Origin of the sequence: Micromonospora sp. LOL_014 (assembly GCF_048060245.1) — a bacterium.
In the GTDB taxonomy this organism is placed as follows: Bacteria; Actinomycetota; Actinomycetes; order Mycobacteriales; family Micromonosporaceae; genus Micromonospora_E.
Genome location: NZ_JBHMIP010000089.1, coordinates 1 through 1,310 on the forward strand (window position 1 = coordinate 1; position 1,310 = coordinate 1,310).

Sequence of the window (1,310 nt, forward strand, 5' to 3'; positions counted from 1 at the left end):
CGGGCCTGCCCGACGACCTGGATGCTGCGGATGGAGTCGCCACCCAGCTCGAAGAAGTCGTCGTGCCGGCCCACCCGGTCCACGCCGAGCACCCGGCCCCAGATGCTGGCGAGCAGTTCCTCGACCGGGCCGACCGGGGCGGTGTACTCCCGGGTGACCTCGGAGCGAACGTCCTCGGGTTCAGGCAGGGCCCGGCGGTCCACCTTGGCACGCGGAGTCAGTGGCAACGCGTCGAGAAAGACGAACAGACGCGGCACCATGTAGCCGGGCAGCCGCTGCCCCAGCCAGGCCCGCAGGTCACCTGCCGCGACGTCACCGACCACGTACGCCACCAGGTCGACACCGGCCAGACCGTTGGCCCGGGTGACCACCACGCACTCCCGCACGCCGTCGTGCCCGCGCAGCACCGCCTCGACCTCGCCCAACTCCACCCGGTAACCACGCACCTTGACCATATGGTCCGTGCGCCCCAGGAACTCCACCAACCCGTCCGGCGACCACCGACCACGGTCACCGGTCCGGTACAGCCGCTCACCCGGCCGCACCGGATGCGGCACGAACCGTTCCGCCGTCAACCCCGGCCGGCCCAGATAACCCCGCGCCAGGCAGGGCCCGGAGACACACAGCTCCCCCGGCGAGCCCACCGGCACCGGCAGTCCGGCCTCGTCCACCACCCACACCTCGGTGTTGACCAGCGGGACACCCAGCGGCAGAGGGCCCACCGGCACCGACCCACGCCGGAACGACCCACACACCGAGAACGTCGTGGTCTCGGTCGGCCCCCAGCAGTTCACCAGCTCCAGACCGGGGCAGCGCTCCAGGATCCGGGTCACATGGCCGGGCGACACCGTCTCGCTGCCGGTCAGGAAGCGGCGCAGGCCGTCGAAGCTCTGCGGCTCGTGGTCCACCAGCAAGGCGAACAGCGACGCCGTCGCATGCAGAACCGTGACCCCCCACTGCGCCACCCAACCGGCGATCTCGGCCGGCCCGTACCGCACCGGCGGCGCCAGCACCAGCCGCGCCCCACCCACCAGCGGCGCCCACACCTCGAAGGTCGAGTTGTCGAACGAGAGCGGGGCCAGCTGGAGCAGCGTGTCCGCCGGGCCGAGAGTGAGGAACTCCCCGCCGTGCAGCAGCTCGGTGACGTTACGGTGCCTCGTCACCACACCCTTCGGCCGACCCGTCGACCCCGACGTGAAGATCACATAGCAACCGTGGTCCGGACCAGCACCACCGGGCAGGTTCCCGTCGTCGCCGGTGCTCCACAGCTTCTCGTCCAGGGTCACGGTCCGCCACGGGCCCTCGGGCAC

1 protein-coding gene is annotated in these 1,310 nt (G+C 71.5%); it reads right to left on the reverse strand.

The annotated features are described in order from the left end of the window. On the reverse strand, window positions 1–1,286 hold a 1,286-nt coding region (locus ACFHW1_RS28725; protein ID WP_416616715.1), incomplete at its 3' end, for a non-ribosomal peptide synthetase. Between the last annotated feature and the right edge of the window lie 24 nt (window positions 1,287–1,310).